General features: G+C 59.3%; 25 protein-coding genes. 8 read left to right on the top strand and 17 right to left on the bottom strand.

All coding sequences use genetic code 11. The features are described from left to right. The first annotated feature begins 14 nt into the window (after positions 1-14). Positions 15-989, top strand: coding sequence for a porphobilinogen synthase (gene hemB, locus ACSAMW_RS18810; protein WP_500591573.1), 975 nt, complete (start codon positions 15-17; stop codon positions 987-989). A 20-nt stretch (positions 990-1009) separates the two neighbouring features. Here the strand turns inward: hemB and ACSAMW_RS18815 are convergent, their stop codons facing one another. From ACSAMW_RS18815 to pyk, 7 genes are all read right to left on the bottom strand, one after another. After that, entirely contained in the window at positions 1010-2134 is a 1125-nt protein-coding gene (locus ACSAMW_RS18815; RefSeq protein ID WP_500591574.1) for a hybrid sensor histidine kinase/response regulator, read from the bottom strand. Then, positions 2124-3890: an ATP-binding response regulator gene (locus ACSAMW_RS18820; RefSeq protein ID WP_500591575.1), complete on the bottom strand. Its 1767-nt coding sequence runs from the start codon at positions 3888-3890 to the stop codon at positions 2124-2126. Before ACSAMW_RS18820 ends, ACSAMW_RS18815 begins: the two co-directional genes overlap by 11 nt. Beyond that, the gene (locus ACSAMW_RS18825; RefSeq protein ID WP_500591576.1) at positions 3883-4863 is read right to left on the bottom strand and encodes a SpoIIE family protein phosphatase; all 981 of its coding nucleotides are present in this window, start codon (positions 4861-4863) and stop codon (positions 3883-3885) included. Before ACSAMW_RS18825 ends, ACSAMW_RS18820 begins: the two co-directional genes overlap by 8 nt. Beyond that, positions 4854-5252 (bottom strand): ATP-binding protein, encoded by a 399-nt coding sequence (locus ACSAMW_RS18830; protein ID WP_324616861.1) that lies wholly within the window; start codon positions 5250-5252, stop codon positions 4854-4856. Before ACSAMW_RS18830 ends, ACSAMW_RS18825 begins: the two co-directional genes overlap by 10 nt. Next, the gene (locus ACSAMW_RS18835; RefSeq protein ID WP_500591577.1) at positions 5212-5634 is read right to left on the bottom strand and encodes an STAS domain-containing protein; all 423 of its coding nucleotides are present in this window, start codon (positions 5632-5634) and stop codon (positions 5212-5214) included. Before ACSAMW_RS18835 ends, ACSAMW_RS18830 begins: the two co-directional genes overlap by 41 nt. An 8-nt stretch (positions 5635-5642) precedes the next feature. Next, entirely contained in the window at positions 5643-6470 is an 828-nt protein-coding gene (locus ACSAMW_RS18840; protein WP_500591578.1) for an STAS domain-containing protein, read from the bottom strand. A gap of 166 nt (positions 6471-6636) precedes the next feature. After that, a complete protein-coding gene (gene pyk, locus ACSAMW_RS18845; RefSeq protein WP_168082325.1) occupies positions 6637-8088 on the bottom strand; it encodes a pyruvate kinase in 1452 nt (483 codons plus the stop codon). Positions 8089-8248: 160 nt separating this feature from the next. Between pyk and ACSAMW_RS18850 the strand changes: the two genes are divergently transcribed. Both ACSAMW_RS18850 and ACSAMW_RS18855 read left to right on the top strand, forming a co-directional pair. Then, positions 8249-8623, top strand: coding sequence for a tetratricopeptide repeat protein (locus tag ACSAMW_RS18850; protein WP_500591579.1), 375 nt, complete (start codon positions 8249-8251; stop codon positions 8621-8623). Positions 8624-8730: 107 nt separating this feature from the next. Next, positions 8731-9090, top strand: coding sequence for a PilZ domain-containing protein (locus ACSAMW_RS18855; RefSeq protein WP_500591580.1), 360 nt, complete (start codon positions 8731-8733; stop codon positions 9088-9090). Between the two features lie 51 nt (positions 9091-9141). On the opposite strand, the gene ACSAMW_RS18860 is transcribed toward ACSAMW_RS18855, so the two are convergent. Genes ACSAMW_RS18860 through ACSAMW_RS18875 form a run of 4 tightly spaced genes read right to left on the bottom strand, consistent with a single transcriptional unit; the run spans position 9142 to position 12944 of the window. Next, positions 9142-10284 carry a DUF58 domain-containing protein gene (locus ACSAMW_RS18860; protein WP_500591581.1) on the bottom strand — a complete coding sequence of 381 codons (1143 nt, stop codon included), beginning with the start codon at positions 10282-10284 and terminating at the stop codon, positions 9142-9144. Between the two features lie 10 nt (positions 10285-10294). Continuing rightward, complete coding sequence (locus ACSAMW_RS18865; protein ID WP_500591582.1) at positions 10295-11236, bottom strand: AAA family ATPase; 942 nt, start codon at positions 11234-11236, stop codon at positions 10295-10297. Continuing rightward, entirely contained in the window at positions 11233-12303 is a 1071-nt protein-coding gene (locus ACSAMW_RS18870; RefSeq protein WP_500591583.1) for a DUF4350 domain-containing protein, read from the bottom strand. Before ACSAMW_RS18870 ends, ACSAMW_RS18865 begins: the two co-directional genes overlap by 4 nt. Continuing rightward, positions 12300-12944 carry a hypothetical protein gene (locus tag ACSAMW_RS18875; RefSeq protein ID WP_500591584.1) on the bottom strand — a complete coding sequence of 215 codons (645 nt, stop codon included), beginning with the start codon at positions 12942-12944 and terminating at the stop codon, positions 12300-12302. The genes ACSAMW_RS18870 and ACSAMW_RS18875 overlap by 4 nt, the downstream gene beginning before the upstream one ends. 115 nt (positions 12945-13059) lie before the next feature. Here ACSAMW_RS18875 and sbcB point away from each other — a divergent pair, with 115 nt between their 5' ends. Beyond that, positions 13060-14490, top strand: a complete 1431-nt coding sequence (gene sbcB / locus ACSAMW_RS18880) for an exodeoxyribonuclease I (protein ID WP_500591585.1) — start codon at positions 13060-13062, stop codon at positions 14488-14490. Positions 14491-14532: 42 nt separating this feature from the next. On the opposite strand, the gene mvaT is transcribed toward sbcB, so the two are convergent. Continuing rightward, complete coding sequence (mvaT, locus tag ACSAMW_RS18885; protein WP_168082312.1) at positions 14533-14913, bottom strand: histone-like nucleoid-structuring protein MvaT; 381 nt, start codon at positions 14911-14913, stop codon at positions 14533-14535. Between the two features lie 258 nt (positions 14914-15171). Between mvaT and purU the strand changes: the two genes are divergently transcribed. Beyond that, positions 15172-16023 carry a formyltetrahydrofolate deformylase gene (gene purU / locus ACSAMW_RS18890; RefSeq protein WP_500591586.1) on the top strand — a complete coding sequence of 284 codons (852 nt, stop codon included), beginning with the start codon at positions 15172-15174 and terminating at the stop codon, positions 16021-16023. A gap of 16 nt (positions 16024-16039) precedes the next feature. Beyond that, the gene (locus tag ACSAMW_RS18895; protein WP_500591587.1) at positions 16040-16225 is read left to right on the top strand and encodes a hypothetical protein; all 186 of its coding nucleotides are present in this window, start codon (positions 16040-16042) and stop codon (positions 16223-16225) included. Here the strand turns inward: ACSAMW_RS18895 and gpgF are convergent. The 5 genes from gpgF to ACSAMW_RS18920 form a co-directional block, all read right to left on the bottom strand. Further along, positions 16203-17198, bottom strand: a complete 996-nt coding sequence (gene gpgF, locus ACSAMW_RS18900) for a glucosaminyl phosphatidylglycerol flippase (RefSeq protein ID WP_500591588.1) — start codon at positions 17196-17198, stop codon at positions 16203-16205. The genes ACSAMW_RS18895 and gpgF overlap by 23 nt on opposite strands. Beyond that, positions 17195-17977, bottom strand: coding sequence for an N-acetylglucosaminyl phosphatidylglycerol deacetylase (gpgD, locus tag ACSAMW_RS18905; protein ID WP_500591589.1), 783 nt, complete (start codon positions 17975-17977; stop codon positions 17195-17197). Before gpgD ends, gpgF begins: the two co-directional genes overlap by 4 nt. Continuing rightward, positions 17970-19085: an N-acetylglucosaminyl phosphatidylglycerol synthase gene (gene gpgS, locus ACSAMW_RS18910; protein ID WP_500591590.1), complete on the bottom strand. Its 1116-nt coding sequence runs from the start codon at positions 19083-19085 to the stop codon at positions 17970-17972. The genes gpgD and gpgS overlap by 8 nt, the downstream gene beginning before the upstream one ends. A 137-nt stretch (positions 19086-19222) precedes the next feature. Beyond that, positions 19223-20695 carry an inorganic phosphate transporter gene (locus ACSAMW_RS18915; protein WP_168082302.1) on the bottom strand — a complete coding sequence of 491 codons (1473 nt, stop codon included), beginning with the start codon at positions 20693-20695 and terminating at the stop codon, positions 19223-19225. A 172-nt stretch (positions 20696-20867) separates the two neighbouring features. Next, positions 20868-21071: a hypothetical protein gene (locus ACSAMW_RS18920; RefSeq protein ID WP_168082300.1), complete on the bottom strand. Its 204-nt coding sequence runs from the start codon at positions 21069-21071 to the stop codon at positions 20868-20870. Positions 21072-21454: 383 nt separating this feature from the next. Here ACSAMW_RS18920 and pcaR point away from each other — a divergent pair, with 383 nt between their 5' ends. Together pcaR and pcaK are read left to right on the top strand one after the other, a co-directional pair. Beyond that, positions 21455-22297 (top strand): pca regulon transcriptional regulator PcaR, encoded by an 843-nt coding sequence (gene pcaR, locus ACSAMW_RS18925; protein WP_500591591.1) that lies wholly within the window; start codon positions 21455-21457, stop codon positions 22295-22297. Between the two features lie 121 nt (positions 22298-22418). After that, the gene (gene pcaK, locus ACSAMW_RS18930) at positions 22419-23765 is read left to right on the top strand and encodes a 4-hydroxybenzoate transporter PcaK (RefSeq protein WP_500591592.1); all 1347 of its coding nucleotides are present in this window, start codon (positions 22419-22421) and stop codon (positions 23763-23765) included. The last annotated feature ends 108 nt before the right edge of the window (positions 23766-23873 follow it).

The following is a 23873-nucleotide window of genomic DNA, read 5'->3' on the forward strand; positions in this document are numbered from 1 at the left end:
GCAAAGGTATCCAAATGAGCAATGTGTTTCCCGTCAGCCGTCCGCGCCGCTTGCGCCGTTCGGAATCGCTGCGGTCAGTGTTTCAAGAAACAGAGTTCCAACTTCAGGACTTGGTGCTGCCGATCTTTGTGGAAGAGGGCATTGATGATTTCGTGCCCATCACCAGCATGCCTGGGGTCAATCGCATTCCCGAATCACGCCTGGCTAGTGAGATCGAGCGTTACGCACGGGCGGGCATCCGCTCCGTAATGACCTTTGGGGTGTCCCACCACCTTGATGCTGCGGGCAGTGACACCTGGAACGAAAACGGCCTCGTGGCGCGCATGGCGCGGATTTGCAAGGACACTGTGCCCGAGATGATTGTGATGTCGGACACCTGCTTCTGTGAGTACACCTCCCATGGGCACTGCGGCGTACTGCATGGTGAGGCAGTGGACAACGATGCCACTTTGGTGAACCTAGGCCGACAAGCCGTTGTGGCTGCCCAGGCCGGTGCGGACTTCATTGCCCCTTCGGCTGCCATGGACGGCCAGGTTCAAGCCATTCGCCAAGCGCTGGATGCGGCCGGGTTCGACCAGACCTCAATCATGGCGTATTCCACCAAGTTTGCTTCGGCGTTGTATGGCCCCTTCCGGGAAGCCGGTGGAACGGCCCTCAAGGGGGACCGAAAAGCCTATCAGATGAACCCCATGAACCGCCGTGAAGCGGTGCGTGAGTCATTGCTGGACGAACAGGAAGGCGCCGATGCCCTCATGGTAAAACCTGCAGGTGCCTATCTGGACATCATTCGAGACATCCGTGAGGCCTCCCGCTTGCCATTGGCGGCCTACCAGGTAAGTGGCGAGTACGCCATGATCAAGTTCGGTGGCCTGGCCGGTGCCATTGACGAAGCGCGTGTCATGCGCGAGAGCCTGGGCGCCATCAAGCGTGCAGGCGCTGACCTCATCCTTACGTACTTTGCCATGGACATTGCCCGCGACGGCCTTTGAAGCCATCGCAGCGCTACGCTTCACTCCCTGCCAGCGGTGCCTAGCAGGGAGAGGGGAAGGCGCACTGCGACAGTGGCATTGCCATTGTCGTTGTTGAACGACACATGGCCCCCGCAGCTTTCACACAAGGCCTTCACAATGGGTAGGCCCAGCCCCCAGCCCTTTGTTTCGCTGCGGGTAGAGATGAAGTAGGGCGTTGCCAGGTTGGTCAGTACCTCATCGGGGAAGCTACCCGCGTTGGAAACGGTCAGGTAAATGTCGTTACCTTCAGCCCATTGCCTTACCAGGATGGGTGACGCTTGGCCGCCATGCTTGCTGGCATTGATAACCAGGTTGTCCAGGATGCGCAGGAACGCATTGCGATCCCAATGCACCACGTTGTCTGTTGCCGCCAGTTGCGCTTCAATCGGCTGGGGCAACTGCAGCCTGAGGTTGTTCAAGGCGTCTTCGAACAACGGACCGGTTACCAGCGGTTCGGCCACCAGCTTTATGCCACCTCCCATGGCCACATGGGAAATGTCCAGGACGTTGCCGATCATACGGTCGATGCGCCGAAGGTTTTCTTCCAGTATCTGAAGCAATTCTTCAGTACGCCTGGCAGGGTTCTTCTTCATAAGACCTGCGACCATGGTGGCGGCGGCCAACGGCGAACGCAGGTCATGGCTGAACGATCGCATGAAGCGTTCCAGCATGATCTTTTCAGACCGCAGGCTTTCATTTCTAGCCACAGCTACTTTGCGCCTGCGTTCTACCCGTTCCAGGCGGTTCTCGGATTTCACCAGGCTGGCGATGGTGGCCAGCATTTCCTGCCCGTCGATAGGGTGGGTGAGGTAAGCACGGGCACCTTTGTTCAGCCCCATGGCTTTGTCGGCACCACTGATGAACGTTGCAGAGATATTGATGACCGCAGGCATATGGTCGCTGCCCAGCTTGGCCTCGGCATCGCGAATCAATTCGAACCCACTCATGTCCGGCAGGTTGATATCCAGGATCACCAGATCGATAGACGCATCGATCAGCGCCAGGCCCTCTGCACCATTACTGGCTTCCAGTACCTCGTACTGAGGCTCGTGGGACAGGATCTTGCGCAGGACATACCGGTTGGCCTGCATGTCATCGATAATCAGGATCCGCCTAGTACGCATCGCGCAAACTCCTGGAGAGGCGGTGCACCTGCTGCAGTACCGACTCGACGTAGTTGGGTTGCCCTTTGAGCAGCATGCCCGCACATTGCCCGCCGAGGGCCAGCCGTTCGGCTTCACCCAATGGCTTGGCCGTATTGATCAGAACACGCGCATGCATTGCCCAGTCCATGCTTTCGAGCAGATCGGCACCGTAGATATCCGGCAACTCCAGGTCCAGGAAAATGATATCGGGGCGTACAGCATGCAATTTGTCGATGCTGTCAGCCGCTGTGGTAGCGTCGATGATAAGCGGGCTGTAAGGCTCAAGCAGGTGACGCAACAGGTAGCGATCACCTTCATTGTCATCAATGATCAGAACGCTTAGCCCTTCAAGGTTCAGGCTTCTGAAATCGCTTTCAGCCTTGTCACACAGGCAGCGGGCAATCTCTACACTGAAACGGCTGCCTTGCCCTAGGGTGCTGCTCACGCTAATAGTGCCTTGCAGCAACAGAACCAGCCTTTGTACCAGCGACAGCCCTAGGCCGTTGCCCTGCACTTGGGTAAGCCCGGGCATCCGGATGCGGGCAAACTCCTCGAAAATGCGCTCAAGATTACCTTCTGAAATACCTACCCCGGTATCCTCTACCACCCATTCGAGGGTGTTTTCGCTGGGCTGGAACACGCGCAGGGTTACCGAGCCTTCAGGCGTGTATTTGAACGCATTGCTGATCAGGTTCCGCACCACTTGGAACAGCCGGTTGCGGTCGGTTTCCAGCATGACCGGGTGGTCGATCGAAATCACTTCCCACTCCAAGTCGGGATAACGCAGCGCCAGTGCGGCTGTAAACTGCCGAACCTGCTCCACGAACGTATCCAGCGAGAACGCCGACGCCACAACCTCCATCCTGCCGGACTCCGCCTCAGCGAGGTCCAGCAGTTCATTGACCATGTCTGCCAGTTCGCCGGCGGCTGCGCTGATAAAGCCCACCTGCTTGAGCTGCTCGACATTGAGGTCGCCATCTGTGCCGTTGAGCAGCAATTTCGAAATGTTCTCGATGATATTGATCGGCGTGCGGAATTCATGGGTCATGTTGGAAAAGAATCGGCTCTTGGACTCACTGGCAGAAGTGAGTTCGTGAGCAGTTTTTTCCAGCTCAGAGTAAAGCGCCACCACGCCTTTGTTGGTGGTTTCCAGTTCCAGGTTAGTGGCTTCCAGCTCGCGTTGTTTGATCTGCAGCTCAGCCGCCGTCAGCAACAGCTCCGAGCCTTGTTCCTGCAAGGCCACGAACGGGTCGGCCAGCCCTGCATCAGCCAGTGCGCGCCTAAGGGTCTCGATATGGCGGTCATCTGGGAACGGCAGAGACGGGTGGATAGCCTTGCCCGCATGAATGGTAGTGCCCTCAGCGCCTGTCCGGATCTCCCAAACATCCAGCAACCGCTGAGCACCCCGTAGCCCTACGCCCATGCCGGTTGTCGATACATAACTTCCGTTCAGGATGTAGTCGAGGTCCCTGATGCCAGGGCCTTGATCGACGGCATCAAAGAGCACGGCACACGCCTTCCCGGCAGCATCGCTTTTCAGATAGAAATGAAAGGCACCACTGCCCGCGTACTGGAAAATGTTGCGGGCAAGCTCCGATACAGCAGTGGCCAAGCGGATCTGGTCCAGCTTTGGCAGGCCTAGCCAGTCGCCCACCTGCCGGGCAGCCTGGCGGCACATCACCACATCGGTTTCAGCCTGTATCGACAGGCTGCACAACCTCAAAAGGTCATTCAATTCGGGCCACCACCGCCGTGGAATCGTCGGTTTGGCGGCTGAAGTCCCGGTGCAGCAAGGCTGCAATAATTTCGGGGTGGCGCGCGGTCAGGCCAGGGTAGCGGCCTGTGTCCAATCGGGTCTTGATGCCATCGCTGGTCAGAATAAGCACAGTGCCTGGGTCCCAGGGATAGGAATACGTAGGGGTTCGACCCATTCGGTAGCCAACCGTGCCATTGCTGGAGATCATGTTGCGTGGCTTGTCGCCCAACAGCATACCGGCAATATTCCCGATGCCGCAGTACGTCACTTGGCGTGCTTCGGGTTTTACTTCGGCGATACCTACCGCGCCACCGCGGGTAGGCATCAACGCGTGATGCAACTGCTGCATAAGGTGGTCCAGAGGGGTTGCAGGGTTGTGTGCGAGGAACACCTGCCGGGCCAAGGCACTGGCAGCGCTGGCAGCGTGGCCATGGCCCAGGCCATCGCATACCATCACGCGGTAGCCTGAGACAGCCCAGGCATCTCCTGCCACGGTTTCACCGGGGTAGGGGACGCACACAGCGCCGTGCCTCATGGCAACAGGCGCACTGGCCAGGTTGAAGCTGGCAAACACCACAGTGCCTTGCTCAGGCTGGCTGAAGATATCAAAGGTATCGGCCAGGCGTTTTACAGCGCCCAGCCCTACACCCAGGGTACCGATGGACGAATAATGGTCGGCCAGGCACTGGGCGATATTCGCCATACCAGGACCCGTATCAACGGCAAGCAGGTTGAGGCAGCCCTCGTCTTGCCGGTAGATCAGCTGCCCACCTCCGCCATGCAATACCAGGTTGCGGCCAAGCTCCTGAACCACTAAGGTCAGCTTGCCGATCAGTGCTTCCTCGCTGGTAAGCTGGCTGGCTTGGCGCACAATGGCGCGGCGGGCAGCATCTACATGCGCCAAGTCGCTGATCGGCAGCACCAGGCTGCACGCCTGGCTATCTACTTCCATTTCCACAGTTCCACGGTAGTGCCTTCGCCCTGGGCGCTTTGTATCGCAAAATGGTCTACCAGCCGTCGGGCACCGCTGAGCCCTAGGCCTAGGCCATTGCCAGAGGTGTAGCCGTCTACCATGGCCTGGTTCATGTCGGCGATGCCTTGGCCTTTGTCCGCCACTATCAGCCGTACCGCCGCTCGGCCGTCACGGAAGGTACGCTCCAGCAGGCATTCGCCACCACCCCCATAGATCAGGGCATTACGCGCAATTTCGCTGGCCGCTGTCACGATCTTGGTCTGGGATACCAGGCCTAGCCTTGCGTCTTCAGCTGCCTTGCGAACCCTTTGGCGGATAATGACGATGTCAGTTTCCTGTTTCAGCGGGAGTGTCTCTGTGCTCGTCACTCTCGACCTCTGCGACCAGATCATCGTTCACGTGTGTTTCCAGCCAAAGCATGCCTTTTTCGACATTCAGCGCCGTGGCGATACCTGGCAGTTCCAGGCCTAGCTCCACCAGAGTGATTGCTACCGCCGGTTGCATGCCGACAACAATCACCTTGGCATCCAGGATGCGAGAAACGCTGGCTATATGGGACAGCATTCTGCCGATGAACGAGTCGACGATTTCCAGCGAAGAAATATCGATCAGCACACCCTTGGCACTGTGCCGGACAATCTGTTCAGTAAGGTCTTCCTGGAGGTCCATGGCCAACTGGTCATGCATGTCTATCTGGATGCTGAGCAACAGGTAACGGCCCATCTTGAGAATCGGAATCTTGTCGACCATCTCGAACCTCAGCGTGTGTTAGGGCTGACAAGGCGAACATTCAGCTCCTTGAGGGCCAGCTGGAAGGCGTCGGACAATGAAGCCTTGGTAATGACGTCACCCAGCTCAACGCCCAGATGCACGATAGTAGCAGCGATCTGTGGGCGAATACCGCTGATGATGCAGCGGGCACCCATGAGCTTGGCAGCTGTGATGGTCTTGAGCAGGTGCTGGGCCACCATGGTGTCGACGGTGGGCACACCGGTGATGTCAATAATCGCGATGTCCGACTCGGTTTCCACGATCTTCTGCAGCAAGGCTTCCATCACCACTTGGGTGCGGTTGCTGTCCAATGAGCCGATCAGGGGCACGGCCAGCACGCCCTTCCACAACTGGACTACTGGGGTAGACAGCTCCAGCATACTTTCCTGTTGCTCTCGAATAACCTCTTCACGGCTGGCAACGAAGCGTTCCATGCTGTACAGGCCCAGTTTGTCCACCAGTTGGCTGGCCGCCAATAGTTGGTCAGGCTGCTGGGCCAACAGGGTAAACAGAGGTTGTTTGAGAGAGAAGACAAACGTGGCCGTTTCAGTGGGCGTGAAGCCTTGGCGGCTTTGTGCCTGGGACAAACGCTCAAGAAGCGACTTTACGGGCGCCCAGCTGGCGTGCTCAACGTCCTTACCGCCTTCGCTCAGTGCTTTGATGAACACTTTAAGCAGGTCGCGAGAGTTGTCGACCATGGTGCGGTCATCGATCAGGTCTGAGCGAATGCCCGCCTTGCGCTGAGCCTCAATCCATTGCTCCAAGAGCACGCTTTCGTTTTGCTTGAACGTATCGGCCAGCGAATCGACGGTCATTAAAACCTTCCTGTAGGGAATCGTCTGAAAAACGAACCACAGTAGCAAGAAGGCCGCGCAAATTGAAGGTGGGTGCAGCTGTGTTTCCAGGCTTTTGCCTCACTTGAGAACACGAGCGGTGCCGTGTTCATCCAAGCGAGGGAAAAGCCTGAAAGGCAAGCAGTGGTTAGACCAGTTGGTCGCCCACGTGGAGGATCTTCATGCCGTTGGTACCACCGATGGTGTGATGGCTATCGCCCTTGGTCAGGATAACCCAGTCGCCTTGCTCCACCAGGCCGCGTTTGAGTAGCTCGTCTACGGCTGCCTGGCTCACCTTGCCGATATCGTACGCCGAAGGATCGAAGGGCACGGTATAGACGCCGCGCATCAGCGATACCCGCGCCTGGGTTTCGCGCCCAGCCGCAAAGGCGTAGATCGGCACCGAAGAGCGGATGCGGGACATGATCAGCGGGGTATAGCCGCTTTCAGTAAGTGCGATGATCGCCTTCACGCCTGGGAAGTGGTTGGCGGTGTACATGGCCGCCAGCGCAATGCTCTCGTCACAGCGATTGAACTGCGTGTACAACCTGTGGCTGGACTTCTTGCTGGTGGGGTGTTTTTCCGCACCCAGGCAGATGCGTGCCATGGCCTGTACCGCTTCGATCGGGTAGGCGCCTGCCGCGCTTTCAGCCGACAGCATCACAGCATCGGTGTAGTCCAGCACCGCGTTGGCCACGTCGGACACTTCGGCCCGGGTCGGCATTGGGTTCTGGATCATCGACTCCATCATCTGGGTCGCAACGATGACGGCTTTGTTGTTGCGGCGAGCATGCTGGATGATTTTCTTCTGGATGGCGATCAGTTCGGCATCACCGATTTCCACGCCCAAGTCACCACGGGCGACCATCACGGCGTCACTGGCGCGAATCAGCCCGTCCAGGCTTTCGTCATCGGCCACGGCTTCGGCGCGCTCGATCTTGGCCACCAGCCAGGCCGTGCCGCCGGCAGCGTCGCGCAGCTGGCGGGCATATTCCATGTCGGCGGCATCACGCGGGAACGAAACCGCCAGGTAATCCACTTCCATTTCGGCGGCCAGAATGATGTCGGCCTTGTCCTTTTCGGTCAGGGCGGGTGCGGTCAGGCCACCACCACGGCGGTTGATGCCTTTGTGGTCGGATAAAGGCCCGCCAATGAGCACCACACAGTGAAGGGCGTCGGTGTCGGCACGCTCAACGCGCATGACCACGCGGCCATCGTCCAGCAGCAGCTCGTCACCTACACCGCAGTCTTTGACCAGGTCCGGGTAGTCGATGCCGACCACCTGCTGGTTGCCCTCAGTGAGCGGGTGCGTGGTAGAGAAGGTGAAGGCGTCGCCTACCTTGAGCTCGATGCGCTTGCCAGCGAACTTGGCGATGCGGATTTTCGGCCCTTGAAGGTCGCCCAGCAATGCCACATGGCGGCCGTTGCGCGCGGCGATCTCACGGATCAGGCGGGCGCGTGCCTTGTGTTCATCCGGTGTGCCATGGGAGAAGTTCAGGCGAGCCACATCCAGCCCGGCGAGAATCAGTTGCTCAAGCACCTCGGGCGAGTTGCTGGCTGGGCCGAGGGTGGCAACGATTTTTGTACGGCGTACGGTCATGCACTGGCTCCTTAATTGACGGGCGGTGAGAGGCTACTCCTCAAACCCGCTGTAGTCACCGACGGTTTGCACTACGTTGGCAGCTTGGCACCTGTGACGAGCAAGGCATTGAAGAATTGCATCAAGCCGCCGATACCCTTTACAGGCAGAGGAGATCTTCATGCGACCCCTTATCGTGTTGACCTTGCTGGCCATGGTGGCCGGCTGTACCCGCTGGTCGATGGACCAGCACTTGAACAGCGCTTACAGAGCGTATGACGCTGGCGATTGCAAGAAGGTCATGTTGGAATTGTCCCAAGTTGACCGCAAGAGCCGTGCACGGCCTTACATTCGCCCGGAAAGCGCCTTGCTGCGAGGGCAGTGCCTGGAGCGTCAGAACCTCTACGCTGATGCAGCGCAAACCTACCAGTTCATCTTCTATCAGTACCCAGGCAGCGAATACGCCTACCGGGCTAAAGCCCGATTGGAGACACTCGAACGCCTGGGCCAGTACCCCGCAGGTGCTGCCACGGTTCCAGGCGCGCCAGTGCATTGAGCAAAGGCTGGCAGACGGCTGGCTTTGCGTTAAGCTGAGCACCTGAGGGCACTTACCAAGCTTGCTATCAGTCCGAAAACAACAGGGCTAAGACACAGTGAATCGCCATGTATATCGATAGACGCATAGAGCGGCATCAGTTGCCGTACTACCTCAAGGTGTACAACCGGTATACCGACCGCCCGATCGGCTACCTGGGCAACGTGTCGGAGTCCGGGTTGATGCTGATCAGTAACGTACCGTTGCTGGTAGGGCCTGATTTCGAGCTGCAGCTGAAAGTACCGGCGCACGAAGGAGAGATCCAGCTGATCAACCTGACAGGCAGCTGCCTGTGGTGCCAGGAAGACACCACCCCTGGTTTCTACGACTCCGGCTTCATGCTGCTGCAGGTGCCTGTGGAGTATGAGCAACTGGTCGATGCGCTGCGTCGTTATTTCAGTTTTCTGCCCATGAGCGCTTCGGCCTGAGGGGCACCTGAGGAGCAGCAGTCAGAGGCTGCAACGCTAAGCTCCTTCGTATCATTGCAAGGCCCTGGCATACCGCTCAACCAGCGTCTCTGCCAGCTTGTCCCCTGGCACTTGCACGATGTCCAGCCCAGCCGCCCGGAGTGCCCCTGCGACCTGCAGGCGCATGCCCAGGGTATGGACCGCGCTGCAATAGGCCCGTATCTGCGCTTCGTTGCGCACAGGCTGGCATGTTGCAGCAGCCAGGGGCTGTTCGGCAATGTCGGCAATCACCAGCGTACGCTCCCGGGAAACCGCTGTGAGCGAAGCGAGTACCTGTGGTTCAGCCTCTGGCAGGCGCGTGATGAGCAGCACAATCGCCTTGGGGTGGCTGCGTTGCAGCACGCTGGCTGAGCTGGTACGCCAGTCCGTAGGGTGCGCGCTGGCCTGCACGTTAAGCAGCGCCTGATACACCGCTTGCAGTTGTGCGCTGCCTCCTCTTGGGGACAGGTAGCGACGGTTCGGGTTGCCGTCAAAATGTACGGCTACCTGGGCGCCGTATGCCAGCGCGGCACAGGCCACGGCTATGGCCGCATCCATAGCGCAGTCCAGTAGCCGCTCGCCTTGGTGCATGCCGCCCATGGGAGGGCCGGTGTCCAGCCAGATCGCTAGGTCTGGAACGTTGCGCTTCGTGGGGAGTGGGCAGGACGCCCATGCATCCAGCATTCGAAAACTCTGTCCGGCGCGACCTTGTGCAGGTGCGGCGAGCCTGTGGCGCACGCTCCATAAACCCAATGGCCCGCGTACGTGAAGCTCGCAGGCAACAGAGGGCAGGGCGCCGCGGCGCTGAGGTTCAAGCGTGTACTGAACCTGCGCCTGGTGCCGAGCGGGCAGGGTCAACTGCACGGGTAGCCCAAATGTGCGTACTGATGCCTTCCCGCTATGGCATTCGTTATAGGTCAGGCGTACCACATGGCCATGAGGGTTGGTCAGGGTAACGCTCACTACCTGGGCACGGCCTACACCCAGATGATCAGGTAGGTGCCGCACAGGGCTTGGCAATCGCACACCGGCTGCCCACAGCAGGTCTATTGCACTGCCCAGCATGAACCCCCCTAGCAGCCAAGGGCCCAGGCTTACACCGTACGCATCACCGGCCAGCACAGCCACCAATAGCACCGCCATCACTGCACAGGCGCTGTAGCAGGGGCGGATCATGTCGCCGTGCTCATGGCCGAGGGGCACTCACGGCACTCAACTGTTCGGCCAGCACCTGTTCAAGCGACGCCCCGTCGATACGCTGCGCGGCCGCCAGGCGAACACGATGGCGCAGCACAGCTGGTGCACATTGCCGAATGTCCTCTGCCACCGCATGGTCTCGGCCTGCCAGCAGCGCGCAGGCCTGTGCACAACGCACCAGCGCAATGGCGGCCCGTGGGCCTGCACCCAAGCAGAACAGCGGGGTGTAGCGTGTTGCGCGTACCAGGCGCACAGCGTAGTCCACTAGCGTATCGGCGACCTTGACCGTAGCGCGTTGCTTTCGCAGGTCAATGACATCGCTGGCGCTGAACAACTGCTGCGGGGCCGCCACGGCCAGCATGTCAGTGCCGACCGACAGGCTCAGGTCGCGCGCCAGGCGCACCTCCTCTTCCGGGCCTGGAAAGGCCACGTGCAGGGCCAGGAGGAAACGGTCGAGCAAGCTGTCGGACAGCGTGGCCACACCGGCCGAGTCCTGGGGATTGCGACAGGCAATGAGCAGGCAAGGGCGAGGCAGCGAAGGCCGTTCATCAAGGGCGCCCTCCTTGTCAGCCTCTAGGGCAAGGGCCAAGGCCGCCTGAGCCTCCATGGACGCCTGCTCTAGCCCTTTGGCTAGCACCACTTGCGCAGTTTCAGCTTCGGGGAGCCTGGTTTGGGCCGAGGCAAGAGACGAACACGCCAACGGGTGGCACGCTGCCCCAAACGAGGCAGCCAAAGCACGGGCCAGGGTTTGCTTGCCCGTACCAGGCGGGCCGTCAAGCAGCACATGGCCACCCGCCAAAAGGGCAATCAACAGGCCTTGGGTGGCGGCCGGCTGGCCTACGAATACGGTGTTGAGCTCCGTAGCCCAGTGGGTGGCACGGGCCGTGGCAAGCTCTGGAGGGGTAAGGGAACCAAGCGACGGGTTGCTCATAGGGCATTCCTGATGGCTTGCAACTGTACGACCTGGCGCCGGAATACAGTGGTAGACAAGCGTTTGTCGGGGTGCGGGTGCATGGCGTAGGCAATCTGAGCCGTAGACGTAGAAGCCAATGTAGCCAGCCATTGCCATTGCGCTGCCACGGTGAGGTGGCCAAAGGCAGGATAGCGCAACCGGGCCACCTGCCGGATATCCTCACGCAGGCCTTGTAACAGCTGCTCGCGGCTGGCGTGTCGATAGTGTATTGGCAGTGGGGCTTTTGGTTTGCCAGGCCTGGTGCCCAAGAGGGTAGGTTGGCGAACAAGGGTGGCCCAGGCCAGCAGTATCAGCAGCGAAAGGGCGCAGGCCAGTGTAGACGGGTGGCTCGCTAGCCACTGGCCAAGGCCTGGCGCTTCGCTGCGGTACTGCAGCACCACCTGGCGCCCCTGGTTCAGGTACCACAACAACCAGGCATTATCGAACTGGCCGATGGCAGGGTTGCGCCACAGGGCCGTATCGCTCACAACCGTAAGCGTGCCTGTACCCAGGGGTAACTGCAGCATGTGTGTGCCCTGGGGGCTGTTGGCCCATGACTGGGCCAGGTCATCGGCGTCTTCAAGGTGGCGGCCGGGCGCAAAACTCAATCGCAGTGGCGCCTGCCCGTCTTCCAGGTACAGTTCGGTAAGGGTGCTGCGAGCGGCTATTACCTGGCCGCCTGCACTGGCGTAGGCATCCAGCAGTCGAATGCTCAAAGGGTCTAGCAGAGGGTCACCGTCGCCGCCACTCGGTGTCCAAAACCCCTTCACGGTGACCACCAACCTACCGCCGGCATACACCCACGCTAGCAGCGTTTGCGCCTGCGCAGGGCTCATGTGTTCACGTTCGCCCAGCAGTACAAGGCTGAGCGTGTTAGCGGGCCTGTGAGCCAGGGGTTGGAGGTCCTGGCTGCGCACCACGGGCAGGCCCTGCTCACGGAGGAACTGGGCGGCTGCCCACCACGGATCGTCCACAGGGCGGGTGGCCCAGGCACCTAGCGCCAGCAGCACTGCAAACATAAGCAGTACCACGCTGCGCCGGTTCATGCGCCCGTATCACTGGGGAACAGATGGCGCCAACCGGCCAGCAACTGGTGCCACGTGGCGGTGTCCGGGTAGCGTTCAGCGTACACAGCCAGCTGCCACTGCTCCACCAACCGCCGAGTGAAGGCTTCCAGCCCGCTCAGCTGTAGCGCGGCGACTTGAGCCAGTACCTGAGGCTCGGTGGCACTGGACGGAATGTGGAGGTGATAGTCCGACCCCAGGTGCATCAGCAAAGACCTGTATAAGAGGCCCAAGGCTTCGGCAGGCGAATCGTCCCGCAGGCGTTCGACACGGGCAGCGACATCCGTGCAATTGGGTGGTGCGGGGAGGGGCGTGTACTGGACCTGCCCCTGGGGTGCAGGTGTGCGCCACCGCTTGGCCAAGGTGCCTAACAGTACGGCGAGCAGGCAAAGTATCGAAGCCAGCCCCATGCCACCGGTCACTGCAGACAGAGCAGTAGGGTCCGGACCTGCCAGCACCTGTACCACCGCCTGATGTGCCGCCTGCGAGGTCAATGGGGCTTGGTCAGCCATGGCCAGCACGGGGCCGCCGCCAGCCAGCAGGACAATGACACGAAGCAGCAGAGGTAATCCATTTACCGGCATGGTTGTTCTGGCGGACAGTGAGCCCTCGATGCTAGCCATGCACGAGCCATCCGGCAACCGGGATTGCGTGGCACACACCCGAGGCGCGTCGACGAATTTGGCCTCTGCCAGCACTGCCTTTAAACTGCACGATTGCTTGTTTCAGGAATGCCCCGTGACCACTAGCCTGTTCTGGTACGACTACGAAACCACCGGTATTGTCCCGAGCCGGGACCGGCCGCTCCAGGTAGCGGGTATCCGCACTGACGAACAGCTCAACGAAATCGATACGCCGCTCAACCTGTACTGTCACTTGGCCGATGACATCCTTCCGCACCCGGCAGCGTGCCTGGTCACAGGCATCGACCCAGCGCGCCTGCGCGAGCAGGGCGTGTCGGAAGTGGAATTCATGAACCGGGTGCACCATGAGCTTGGTCAGCCCGGTACCTGTGGCGTGGGGTACAACAGCCTGCGTTTCGACGACGAGGTCACCCGCTATAGCCTCTACCGCAACTTCCATGACCCCTATGCGCGTGAGTGGCAGGGCGGCAACAGCCGCTGGGACCTGATCGACCTGGTGCGTGCAGCCTACGCGCTTCGCCCCGATGGAATCGAATGGCCACAGGTGGATGGCCAGGTATCGCTGCGGCTGGAATTGCTCACCGCCGCCAATGGCATCGATCACGGCCAGGCCCATGATGCCTTGTCGGATGTTCGCGCGACCATTGCACTGGCGCGGCTGTTACGGGCGCGACAGCCCAAATTGTTCCACTGGCTGTTTGAGTTGCGCCGCAAACATAAGGTTATCGAACGCATCCAGTTGATGCGCCCTATGGTTCATGTATCCGGGCGCTTCGGTGCGGCGCGTAATTATCTGGGCGTTGTTTTACCGCTGGCATGGCATCCGCGAAACCGTAATGCCCTGATCGTCTGCGACCTGGCCCATGACCCGCGCGTGCTGTGGGAAGAAGAGAGTGAACTATTGGCCCGGCGGCTCTATACCCGCCATGACCAGTTGCTAGAAGGCCAACTGCCCGTCCCTCTGAAGTTGATTCATGTGAACCGTTGCCCGGTCATTGCACCGCTGGGAGTGATCGCTGATAAAGACCGTGAGCGCCTGCAGCTGGATGTCACGCTATATCAAAGTCGAGTGCAGGCGCTTCATGAAGCTCGGCATCTATGGGTAGAAAAGCTGAGCCATATTTATGGCAGTGACGAGTTCTTGCCTAACGACGACCCAGAGCAACAGCTGTATGCGGGCTTTATTGGCGACCGCGACCGGCGATTGTGTGAAAAAGTTCGGGAGGCGCCGCCTGAATCGCTCGCCCAGGATACCTGGATGTTCGATGATCCGCGTTTGCGCGAGTTGCTCTTTCGTTACCGCGCAAGAAATTATCCTGAAACCTTGGATGTTTCAGAGCAAGCCTTATGGCAGGCGTTCTGCCGTGGTCGGTTGACTGACCCTGCCTATGGCGCGCCCCATACGCTGCAAAGCTTTGCACAGGCGATGGAACAGGCGTTGAGTGGCGCTACGGAGCAGCAGCGGGCGCTACTAGGGCGGTGGCAGCACTATATAAACGGCGTGCGCCTTAAATGGCAGGTATGAAAAACGCCAGCAATGCTGGCGTTCGTGGGAAACCGCTAGATATTAGCCCAGCAGTGTTGCCCAGCTTTCCACTTCATCACCGCCCCACTTGGCTTTCCACTCTTTCAGGGTTTTGTGGTTGCCACCCTTGGTTTCAACGATTTCACCGTTGTGTGGGTTCTTGTATTGCTTGACCTTGCGGGCGCGCTTTGTACCTGTGGTTTTAACAGGTGCAACGCGGCCGGGCTTGGAGTTGCGGGCTTCCGGATCGAGCAGTGCGGTAATGTCACGCAGAGACTTCTGGTATTCGCCCATCAGGTCGCGCAATTTGGCTTCGAATTCAAGCTCGGTCTGCAGGTTCTTGTCCTGGGACAGGCTCTGCAGGCGGGCCTGGAGTTCCTTGATGGTTTCTTCGGTGTTGCGGTACTCGTTGATAAGCGACATGAAACTACCTATGAATGGGTTGACGGTCTGGGGCGATAATAAACACTGTGGAATATGGAGTAAAGATTAACCTGAGGCTTTGGCAATTAGAACGGTAAAGTCTGTGGGTGAATTTATTTCCACATGTTTTCACGATGGGATCATAAAGTAGCAATGCGCTTACACGTCTTTCATGTGCATGCAGGTGCTATTGCTACTGCACAACCGGGCGCCACTCGCTAGAATGGCGGTCTTTTTCGATGTACTGGAGCTTTACCGATGCGTACTTTCCGGCTGGTGATTGCCTGCCCCGACGGCGTTGGCATTGTTGCCAAGGTCAGCCACTTCCTGGCGTCCCATAATGGCTGGATCACTGAAGCAAGCCACCACTCCGATGAGCAGAGCGGGTGGTTCTTCATGCGCCACGAAATCCGTGCCGACAGCCTGCCCTTTGGCCTGGATGAATTCCGTGAAGCCTTCGCGCCCATTGCCGAAGCGTTTTCGATGGTCTGGCATATCACAGACTCTGGCCGCAAGAAGCGCGTGGCGCTGATGGCCAGCCGAGAATCCCATTGCCTGGCAGACCTGCTGCACCGCTGGCATAGCCAAGAGCTGGACTGCAATATCGCCTGCGTGATTTCCAATCACAATGATTTGCGCAGCATGGTGGAGTGGCACGGTATTCCTTATTACCACGTGCCGGTCAACCCAGCGGACAAGCAGCCTGCCTTTGCCGAAGTGTCTCGCCTGGTGAGCGAGCATGCCGCTGATGTGGTGGTACTGGCCCGCTACATGCAAATCCTGCCACCGCAACTGTGTCAGGACTATGCTCAGCGCGTCATCAACATTCACCATAGCTTCCTGCCGTCCTTCGTAGGCGCTAAGCCGTACCACCAGGCAGCGGCCCGAGGGGTGAAACTGATTGGTGCTACTTGCCATTATGTGACTGAAGAGCTGGACGCAGGGCCGATCATCGAACAAGACGTGGTGCGTATCAGTCACAGCCACAGCACCGAAGACATGGTGCGGTTGGGGCGTGATGTAGAAAAAATGGTATTGGCGCGTGGCTTGCGCTATCACCTTGAGGACCGCGTGCTGGTGCACGGCAACAAGACTGTGATCTTTGACTGACCCAGAGAGGTGAGCCATGACCGACCCGCTCGACCGTGCCACCTCCATGCCGCCCCCCGTACTGGGGGAGGGCTGCACCGCCCGTTACGATCCTCGGGCCTTGACTGACGATAACGGCACTGACTTTCCACACGCTGAGGCGTTATGGAAGGCGCTGCAGGAAGGTTGTCACGGCCCGGTTACGCCTGACGAAGCGTCATAAGCTTGCGTAGCAGCGGCCTGCCGACCATCAGGACGAACACGGGCGCACCGGCCAGCAGATAGAAGTAATACGTCACTACCCGCCAGATAACAATCGCTGCGGCAGCAGTAGGTTTACCTACCATAGGTGCCAGCAGCGCCGCGCTGGTCAGCTCTGCTGCACCGGCACCTCCGGGTAACAGGCTAAACTGCCCTGCACTCAAGGACAGGATCTGCACCAGGAAGGCCCACGCCCATTGCAGGTCTGCGCCCAACCCGCGCAGGGCCAGCCATAAAATGCTGAACCGCAATCCCCAGTGAGCGCAGGTGAGCAGGAAGGCCAGCGCCAGCGAAGGCTTGGGCATGCCAAGGGTGTCTTTGAAGGCATGCACAAAGTGTAACCAGCGGCGTGCCCAGCGCCAGCGACGCGGCCTGCCCATGCCCACGCGGCCCAGTAAATAGCCGGTAAGCGCCACGAAACGCCGTTGATGGCGAGCGATGGCCCAGCAGGTGAACAATGACAGCGTCATCAGCAGCGCACTGCTGCCCAACAGCCATTCCAGGCGACTGTCCAACTGATGGAATAAGGCATACAGCAGCACGCCTGCGATAGCACAGCAGAAGAAGAGCAGGTCGCCCAGTTGATCCATGGCAAAAACGGCGCCACTGCGCGCTGGCCGAATGCCTTGCCGATCAAGCAGTGTCACTAGGGTGACAGGGCCGCCGCTGCCGCCTGGCGTGGCGCAGATGGCAAATTCTGTGGCCATGATCATGCCGACGGTGTGGCACAGGCCCAGGTGTCTGCCCTCGGCCTGTAACAGTACTCGTAAGCGCAGGGCATTGAGGGTCCAGCACAGGCCGATCATGGCGAACAGGCCTAGCAACAGTGGCAGTGAAAAGCCACGCAGGCGGCTCAGCAATTCCCCGCCCCCCAGCGCCCAGGGTAGGGCAATGGCCATGGCCAGTGCCACGACCAGCCAGGCCAAGCGTTTCATGCCGCGTGTGCCATGGTGCCTTGGTGTGACAGCCAGCTGCGCTTGGTTTCAGCCACGCGACCGTCCTGCATCAGCCGTTGCAGCGTGTTCAGCCAATAAGCACGGGACGAGGCATGCCGCATGTCTACCGGGTGCAGCCCCAAGCGCACTGTTGCAGCCTGCTGCCAGCGCTGCAACTGCCATTCGCTGACCGCTCGGGAGAGGGTACGGCGCCAGGCGCTACCTGCACTCCATACCAGCCCAGGGGCTGTTATCTTTTCAAAGCTGGGCAGGCGATAGAAGTGCTGTGGATCGCTGGTATAGGACAGCGGCAACTTGCTGAGCGCCTTGCGCGTGCCTTCGCTCATCAGCCACGCGGGGGCCACAAAGCCGTCCAGCGGCCATTGCTGTTGCTGGAATACCTCAATGCCTCGGCTGATGCGTTCGAGGGCCTGGTGCTCAGCCAACGTATAGAATTCGCCTTCCCAGGTATATACCCGGCGCATGAACCACTGCCAAGGCGTGCGAGGTGCTGGCGCGTCATCGGCATGGTAGTAGCCATGCAGGGCCAACTCGTCCCCTGCCGCTAACCGTTGTTCCATAAGGCGGCAGAACGCCGGGTGCTGGCCGAGTGTGTTGCAGTGATGGAAATCGGGCACCACCAAGTGCGTCATGGTCACACCCCCCAGCGCATCCACAGCCTCTACGAAGGGCTTGTAATCTACCCAGGTCTGGGGCGCCACATCGTGCAGCACCAGCAACACGCTTCGGCGGCCGGTCGATGCCACTTGATCAACCATGGACCACCGCCGGTAATTCGACCGTCCCTTGAACAGCGTGATAGTGCCCCAGCAGCCCAGTCACCACGGTGTCCCAGGCGAACTCGCGCTCGGTGTACAGGCGCGCCCGCCTGCCCCATGCCACCGGGTCGTGCTTGAACAGGTGCCTCACGGTTTCCGCCATGGCGCCTGGGTCATTTGGAGGGCAGCGCAAACCGCCTTCATCCGTGATCAATTCCTTGAACGCACCGGCATCCACAGCCACCACCGGAATACCGCTGGCCATGGCTTCTAGAATGACAAGGCCAAAGGTTTCCTGATTGCCGGCGTGCAACAACGCGTCAGCGCTGGCCATTAGGCGCGCAACTTCATGCATGGGACAGAAATGGTTGATAACAGTAACGTTGTCGGGAACGTTGGCAGGCATGCTGGAACCTACCAATAACAAATGGTAATCCCCGCCCAGATGCTTCATACAATCGAGCAGCACAGGAATGTTCTTTTCCTTTGAGCCGCGCCCCGCAAACACCAACAAGCGAGTGTCTGCTGCAATACCTAACTGTTTCCGCAATTCTGGATCCCGGCGTGAAGGGTTAAACAGTTCAAGGTCCACGCCAAGCCGTTGAACGTATACATCCCTGATACCCAAACGGCGAAGTTTGTCTGCCATTACCTTGCTAGGTGCCAATACACGATCGAAGTTGCCATACAGCTTGCTCACATAAGCTTCCACGTTGGGCGTAACCCAGTTGCCCATGCGGTTACTGACCAGCAACGGTAGATCGGAGTGATAAAAACCGATCACAGGCACGTCCAGTTGGCGGCGGGCATTGAGGGCAGCCCAGGCCGTACGGTAGGGGTCACCCACTTCGATCACGTCTGGTTGCAGCTCTTTGAGAACGTTGCACCACGGCGCCAGGCGCACAGGGAAGCGGTAGCCATTGCCAAAGGGCAGGGCCGGCGAGGGTACGCGATATACACCGTTCTCTTCGCTCAGGCTTGGCCCTGGGATCAACAAACTATGGCGGATACCTGTTCTGCCGGCCAAGCGACGATGTTTGGCATCAAGGTAAGTCCTTACCCCTCCACTGGCTGGGGCGTAGAACATGGTGATGTCAGCAATGTGCACAATCAGCTTTCCTTCCGGCAGAGACCCTACCATGGACCTTAATGAACTTTAGATGTTCGATCCGGCCGCTTCGTTTAAGCCAGGAAAGTGATTGTACAAGGGGGAGGGAGGCCGCTCGCCAGGAGCGGCCGAAGGGATCAGCCGATTGCCTTGGAGGCCAGCCAGAAGAGCCCGGCTGCCATGCACATGACCACAGGCAAGGTGAGTACCCACGCCAGCATGATGTTTTTGACCGTGCTGCCCTGCAGGCCGCTACGGTTGGCCACCATGGTGCCAGCGACACCGGAGGACAGTACATGGGTGGTGGACACTGGCAAGCTGAACACGTTGGCCAGACCAATGGCGAATGCGGCGGTGATCTGCGCAGACATGCCTTGAGCGTAGGTCATGCCCTGCTTGCCGATTTTTTCGCCAATGGTCAGTACCACACGACGCCAGCCCACCATGGTGCCTACACCCAGCGCCAGGGCCACCGCGAAGATTACCCAGAACGGTGCATATTCTGTGGTACTGGTGAGGTCCTTGCGCAGCTTGTCCAGGTCGGCTTTTTCCCGAGCACCCAGGTCTGGCAGTTTTCCAACCTTGCGCGCCGTGTCATCCAGGCACAGCAGGAAGCGGCGGGTTTCAATGCGCTTGTCTGCTGCCATACTGTGATAGTCGGCTACACCGCGCAGGTTTTCCTGTAAGGCGGCGATGGTAGGTTCGGTCTGCTGCGGGTTGCATTCGAACTGCTCGGGCAGGTCCCCCTCGCGTGCCTTGCCCAGTGCCAGGTACTCGCCAAGGCTCGTGTTATTGCGCTGGTAAAACTGTGCCAGGTGCAAGGTGGCGTCGCGGGTGCGCTCGATCTCGTAGGTGCTGCTGGTGAGGTTGAGCACGAACTGGCTCGGTACAATGCCAATCAACACGAGCATGATCAGGCCGATGCCCTTCTGGCCATCGTTGGAGCCGTGAACAAAGCTTACCCCGAGTGCAGAGAGCACCAGCACCAGCCTGTTCCAGAAGGGCGGGTGTTTCTTGTCATCCAGCTTGCGGCGCTGGTCTGGGGTTTTATGCATCTTGGACAGCGGGCGCCAGCGCTTGAGCGCAATCAGCATCAAAGCTGCGACCCCGAAGCCCACGATGGGGGACACCACCAGAGAGGCACCAATGTCGATCGCCTTCTGCCAGTTCACCCCTTCAGCCAGGGGAATGTCGTTGATCATGGCATTGGCCATGCCCACGCCAAGAATGGAGCCGATCAAGGTGTGCGAGCTGGAAGCGGGAATACCGAAGTACCAAGTGCCCAGGTTCCAGGCGATGGCTGCTGCCAGCAGTGAGAACACCATGGCCAGGCCGCGGCCCGTGTTGACATTGATCAGCAGCTCGACCGGTAGCAGGTGAACGATGGCATACGCCACACCTACGCCACCCAGCAGTACACCCAGAAAATTGAAGAAGCCTGACAGCAATACAGCCAGGTGCGGCGGCATGGCCTTGGTATAAATGACGGTCGCCACCGCATTTGCGGTGTCATGAAAGCCATTGATGAACTCAAAGGCGAGGACGAAGGCCAAAGCCAGGAACAGGCTTATCAGGACCCAGGCGTCCAATCCGCTGAATAGATCGATCATGAAGATTTTGTGACCAGCCGTGGAGGGGGCGCGATTATGACAGAAAATCGCAAAAATCGATGCCCTTGCCTGCCGATTGGCTAAGGCCCCGTAAATACGGGCGGATGGCAGTCACAACCTCTGTTTGCTTCATGCAAGCCCTGGAGAACCGCCATTGATGCACCGGCCGGACTCAGCTCGCTTCGGCAGTTTTCAACTCATTTTCGATTTTTTCGATTTCAGTTTGAAAGGCTTGGTCCAATAGGCTAGCGCGTTTACGCCAAGGTTTACGTTCAGGTTCAGGTTGCGCGGCATAAGTGGTGATTTCTCCACCGTACACATCCTTGAAGCGTTTTTCCTGGCGCTCAAGTTCTGCGCGCAGTTCGTCTTTAGTCACATGCTTACCTTTATGAGCATTGGAAGTGGGAGTATACCCGTAACCCTATTGGCGGTGCCTGGGAACAGGTAAGGCAACGTTAGCGCTATAAGTTACAGTTAGTCAACTTCCAGGAGGTTTCCAAATATAGCAAAGCGCAGGTGTATCGCACTTGTTTGGATCCTTATATGCACAAAAAGGTTTAATGCCATTCATGTTTTTATTTTTACGTTTGCCATTGGCCAACCCCGTGGCAATAAAACAAACGGCTGGTCGCCGAGCCTTCCTCAAGGTGCGTTGCGTTGTAGGGAAGGGAAGCGGCGGGCTGGCCAATTGCGGTAATCGGCCAGCCGTTCGATAATCGACCTGCATGCTACGGCACATTCTGGCCAGGAGAACCTACCGTGAACGATCAACTTCGCACTGCGTTCAGTTCGCTCGCGCCGCCTATCGTGGCGTCACCGGCCAAACGTATACAGGCGTTCGCCGGAGACCCTGACTTTATGACGTCTCTGGCCAGAGGGCTGGCCGTGGTCCAGGCCTTTCAGGAGCGCAAGCGCCACCTCACCATTGCCCAGATCAGCCACCGCACTGAAATTCCTCGGGCAGCTGTGCGCCGGTGCCTGCATACCTTGATCAAACTGGGGTACGCCACCACTGATGGGCGGACCTATTCGTTGTTGCCCAAGGTGCTTACGTTAGGGCATGCCTACTTGTCCTCAACGCCCCTGGCCGTGTCGGCGCAGCCTTACCTGGATCGCATGAGCGAGCAACTTCATGAGGCCTGTAACATGGCCACCCTTGAGGGCGATGACATTCTTTATATCGCACGCAGTGCGACTACCCAGCGGTTGATCTCGGTCGACCTTTCGGTAGGTGGCCGGTTGCCGGCGTATTGCACTTCCATGGGGCGGATTCTGCTGTCGGCGCTGGACGATGCCACTCTGGGTGATTACCTGAGCCATGTGGAGTTGCAACCTAAGACCCGCAAAACCCTCACCAGCCGGGACCAACTCAAAGCGTGCCTGGAACAGGTGCGACAGCAGGGCTGGTGCATTGTCGACCAGGAGCTGGAGCAAGGCCTGCGCTCCATTGCCGTACCGGTGTACGACGCGTCCGGCCAGGTATTGGCAGCGTTGAATGTCAGCACCCATGCCGGACGTGTAGGCCGAGGCGAGTTGGAACAGCGTTTTCTGCCGATCATGCTGGCTGCCAGCCGGGACCTGAGTACTCAACTGTTCAGCTGACAAGCTCTGTTCGATAAACGCACTGATTGCCCTTTGCCGAATTGACGGTACGCGGAGGCGCCTCTTAATGTCGCCTCACTCGCCGAAGCGTTCGGCGGGTGCCTTCGGTGGAATAAAAATAATGAACCGTCCTCACGCTGCTCCAGGCCATTGCCTCGACGTTCAGTCGTTTATCAATAGCCAACCGTTGTCCCGCTTCCAATGGCGGGTTGTCCTGCTGTGTTTTCTGATCGTGTTTCTCGATGGCCTGGACACGGCCGCCATGGGGTTCATCGCTCCTGCCTTGTCTCAGGATTGGGGCTTGCCCAAGGGTAGCCTGGGGCCAGTCATGAGCGCGGCACTGGTCGGGATGGTATTCGGTGCCCTGGGTTCTGGGCCACTGGCTGACCGCTTTGGCCGCAAGGTAGTGCTGGTGGCAGCGGTGGCCGTATTTGGCGTCTTCAGCCTGGCGTCGGCCTACAGCACTAACATCGATCAACTCATGATCCTGCGCCTGCTTACCGGTATCGGCTTGGGGGCGGGCATGCCCAACGCCACTACGTTGCTGTCCGAATACACCCCCGAACGCCTCAAGTCCCTGCTGGTGACCAGCATGTTCTGTGGCTTCAACCTGGGCATGGCCGGAGGTGGCTTTATCTCTGCCAAACTCATTCCGGCGTACGGCTGGCATAGCCTGCTCCTGCTGGGCGGCGTGTTGCCTCTGGTATTGCTGGTGGTGCTGATGATCTGGCTGCCGGAATCCGCACGTTTCCTCATCGTGCGTAACCGTGGCATGGACCGCGTTCGCCAGGTGCTGGCGCCTATCAGCCCTACCGTAGTCGCCCAGGCAAGCACCTTCAGTGTGCCTGAGCTGACGACGGTAAATGCCCGCACCGTGTTTGCCGTCATGTTCTCCGGCACCTATAAAGCCGGCACTCTGTTGCTGTGGCTGACCTACTTCATGGGCTTGGTGATCGTGTACCTGTTGACCAGTTGGCTGCCCACCCTTATTCGAGACACTGGTGCGAGCATGGAGCAGGCCGCGTTTATCGGCGGATTGTTCCAGTTTGGCGGCGTACTCAGTGCGGTTGCCGTCGGCTGGGCCATGGATCGCTTCAACCCGCACAAGGTGATTGCCACCTTTTATTGCCTGGCCGGCGTGTTTGCGTATGCGGTGGGCCAGAGCCTGGGCAATTTCGTACTGCTGGCGACCCTGGTACTGGTAGCCGGCATGTGCGTGAACGGTGCCCAGTCCGCGATGCCTTCGCTGGCGGCGCGTTATTACCCCACGCAGGCCCGCGCCACGGGCGTGTCCTGGATGCTAGGCATCGGTCGATTCGGCGCCATCTTGGGTGCTTCCAGTGGCGCAGCGCTGCTGGGCGCCGGCTGGACGTTCACTCAAGTGCTCACGGCGCTGTTGGTACCTGCGGTGCTGGCCACGGCAGCGGTCTATATAAAGGGCCGCGTGAGCCATGCTGATGCCACGTAACAGCTAGCAGTAGCGTTCGATCACCGAACGCATACTCGATAATCGGATTGTACGGTGCAGTGGCGAATCGTAACCTGCTCTGCACGTATGCACAGGGACTGCCAATGG

The sequence above is a fragment of the Pseudomonas sp. AB39(2026) genome, from assembly GCF_059831485.1.